Raw genomic sequence first — 3,609 nt, forward strand, 5'->3', positions numbered from 1 at the left:
GGTGTTGTCTCCTCTCTCGGCAAAGGACTGGCGGCGGCATCCATCGGCACGCTGCTGGAACGCTGCGGACTCAAGGTAACCCTTCAAAAATTCGACCCCTACCTGAATGTGGACCCCGGAACGATGAGCCCGTTCCAGCACGGGGAAGTGTACGTCTTGAACGACGGAGCGGAAACGGACCTGGACCTGGGCCATTACGAACGCTTCGTCCATTGCAGCCTCTCCCGGCTAAACAACCTCACTTCCGGACAGGTCTTTGAAAGCGTGCTGCGGAAGGAACGCCGGGGAGACTATCTGGGAAAAACGGTTCAATACATTCCGCATGTCACGGATGAAATCAAAAACCGCCTCTATGAAGTCACGGAAAAATCAGACGTGGACATCATCATCACGGAAATCGGCGGCACGGTCGGGGACATGGAAGGCCACATTTTCCTGGAAGCCCTGCGCCAATTCGCCCTGGAAGTGGGCCGTGACAACGTCTGCTTCATTCACGTCACCCTGCTCCCCTATATCAAGGCCGCCGGGGAAATGAAAACGAAGCCCACCCAGCAATCCGTCGCCAAGCTCCGGGAAATCGGCATCCAGCCGGACGTGATCATCTGCCGGACGGAATACGACATGAGTGAAGACGAACGCCGCAAAATCGCCATGTTCTGCAACGTGGAAGCCAAAAACGTCATTGCCTTCCGCGACGTCAAAAACACCATCTACGAATGCCCCCTGGATCTCAGCCAGGATAAAATAGACCGCATTGTCACCAGGCGCCTGGGACTGGACGTTCCGGCGCCCAATCTGGCGGACTGGCAGCGTTACGTCGGCAGGGTCATCAGCCCCAGCCACTCCATCAGGATTGCCGTAGTAGGTAAATACATCGCTCTCCAGGACGCCTACAAATCCATCTATGAATCCTTCACTCACGCCGGTGCGGAAAATGACGCCCGCGTGGAAATTCTCCGGATAGACGCGGAAGAAATTGAGGAAAAGGGCGCGGAGGCCATGATTGGCTCCGTGGACGGCATTCTGGTGCCGGGCGGCTTTGGAGACCGCGGCATTGAAGGGAAAATCCAGACGGTGGAATACGCGCGCACCAAAGGAATCCCGTTCCTGGGCATTTGCCTGGGCATGCAGGTGGCCGTCATTGAGTACGCACGCCACATCTGCGGTATGGATGACGCCAACTCCACGGAATTCGACCAGAAAACCACCCACCCAGTCATCAGCCTCCAGGAAGAGCAAAAAGGCATCAAGGCCATGGGAGCCACCATGCGCCTGGGCGCCTACAAGGCCCTGATCCGGCCCGGAACGCTGGCGAACAAGCTTTACGGCAAGGACAGCGTTACGGAACGCCACCGCCACCGGTACGAATTCAACCCGGCCTACCGCGACGAACTGGAAAACGCGGGGCTGGTTATCAGCGCCGTCAATGACGAACACGGACTGGTGGAAGTCGTGGAACTTCCCGATCATCCCTTTTTCATCGCCTGCCAGTACCATCCGGAATTCCAGTCCGCTCCCAACCGGGCCCACCCGCTCTTTTCCGGCCTGGTTTCAGCCGCGCTGGAGCACAAGAGCCACTCCTGACCCTTTCATTAAACCCGGGGCCTTTTCCGGAATTTCCATTCCGGAAAAGGCCTTCTCTTTCCAGGCATGCTCGCGGACCTTTTCGTCATCGTCATTTACTTTCTTGCTATCTTCTGCATTGGCATTTATGCGGGACGAAAGCAAAACTCCCTGACAGACTATGCCCTGGGCAACCGCTCCCTGCCCTGGTGGGCTATTCTGGCCTCTATCCTGGCGGCGGAAATCAGCGCGGCCACCTTCCTGGGGGCTCCCGGAGAAGGGTACCATACCCGCAACTTCACATACGCCCAGCTCTGCATCGGCACCATCCTGGGCCGCATCATCGTCGGCAGGCTCTTTCTCAAGCCCTATTATGACTACAAGGTTGTTTCCATCTATGAATACCTGGAAAAAAGATTCGGGCTCCTGACGCGGCGGACAGCCTCCATGGTCTTCCTGATCAGCCGGGTGCTCGCCAGCGGAACCAGGCTCTATTTCGCGGGCATTCTGCTGGTCATTGCCTACCAGTTCCTGACAGGCGTCACGGCAGACGCCGACCAGATTGTCCTGCTCTACATTGCCGCCTTGGTTGCCATCTCCGTCGCCACGACAATTTATACCGCGATCGGAGGATTGAAAGCCGTCGTCTGGACGGACGTCCTCCAAGCCGTCGTTCTGGGAGTCTCCATGCTTTCCGCCCTGTGGGTACTGTTCTCCCATATCCCCGGAGGGTGGAGCTCCATCTCTGCCGCCATGAATGGCGGAGACGATTGGAAATTCTTCTCCTGGGGAACCGGAGAAGGCCTGGACTTCCTCCAACAAGGCGCCCGCGTGCTGGGCCAGGAATACACGGTGTGGGCAGCCTTCCTGGGAGCAACCTTCATCACCATGGCTACGCATGGCACGGACCAGGACATGGTGCAGCGCATGCTGGCGGCAAAAAACAGCAAGGCGGGAACGCGTGCAGTCATCGTATCCGGCTTGCTGGACTTCCCCATCGTTATCATTTTCCTCTTCACGGGCATTCTTCTCTATGTCTTCTACCAATACAACCCGGCAAACCTCCCCGCCGACACGCCGCAGCTGCATGTGTTTCCCTACTTCATCATCCATGAGCTTCCCAACGGCATCCGCGGGCTGCTGATCGCCGGACTTCTGGCGACAGCCATGGGCTCCCTCTCCACGGCTCTAAACTCCCTGGCGACTACCGCCACCAAGGACTGGTACCAGGGGATATTCAAACCGGAAGCCACGGAACGGCAGCTGCTCCGGTGCGTGCGCTGGGGAACGGCCGGTTTCTCCCTGCTGCTCATCCTCGTGGGTTCCATCACAGCGTGGTATGTGGTGCATCACCCGGAAGTCCGCATCATCCAAATAGCCTTGGGCATTTTCGGCTACACCTATGGCTCCCTGCTTGGCATTTTCCTGTTGGGAATGCTGACCCGCACCAGAGGCAGCGACTCAGGAAACATCATTGCCATGGCGGCAGGATTCTTTGTCATCGCTTTACTGACGGAACTCATCCCTCTGCCCTCCGGCTGGCAACAATATGTTCCGGAAATAGCATTTCCGTGGCGCGTTACCATCGGAACTCTGGTTACTTTTACCGTCGGCTTCTGTTTCAGAAAGCGCCGCCTTCCCATGCGCTGAACGGTGAACGCCGTTCCCCCCCCGGCCACATTCATGTTCCGCATTCCCCTTCAAACCTCCCGTCAATGGGAGTAAAGGTGCAAGCGAAAAATAGGGGATTAAGGGATAAAAATCCCTGAGGGAGGGCGCTCCCTGTCCAACGGGTACGCCGGAACTCCTTCTACCGGACACAAAAGCGCCGCTTTCCCGGGAAAGGAAAAGCGGCGTGAAACGGAATGGAAACGCGCTCCCTTTGCTACACTTCTTCCGGGGACAGCCAGCGGAAGGAGACGATATTGAACTTTCTGCCAAACGCCTTGTTCACGGCGCTCAGCTCCGTATCCTCCAGCGCGCCGCTCTTCATGTTGACCTTCCGGGCAGGAGTTTCCGGGCTGTTCACCGGATCCACGTAGTTGA

The 3,609-nt window shown here is 57.5% G+C and carries 2 protein-coding genes; both read left to right on the forward strand.

The window, feature by feature from the left end; all coding sequences use genetic code 11:
• A partial coding sequence (locus WW58_RS09835; RefSeq protein ID WP_288143444.1) for a CTP synthase occupies window positions 1–1,584 on the forward strand: 1,584 nt, incomplete at its 5' end.
• Window positions 1,585–1,650: 66 nt separating this feature from the next.
• Complete coding sequence (locus tag WW58_RS09840) at window positions 1,651–3,213, forward strand: sodium:solute symporter (RefSeq protein WP_046437313.1); 1,563 nt, start codon at window positions 1,651–1,653, stop codon at window positions 3,211–3,213.
• Window positions 3,214–3,609 lie beyond the last annotated feature (396 nt).

It is taken from the genome of Akkermansia sp. UNK.MGS-1 (assembly GCF_000980515.1).
Taxonomy (GTDB): domain Bacteria; phylum Verrucomicrobiota; class Verrucomicrobiia; order Verrucomicrobiales; family Akkermansiaceae; genus Akkermansia; species Akkermansia muciniphila.

What these genes read in the sequence shown, in the direction of transcription:
- WW58_RS09840 (WP_046437313.1), top strand. Translation starts at nt 1,651, where the DNA reads ATGCTCGCGGACCTTTTCGTCATCGTCATTTACTTTCTTGCTATCTTC.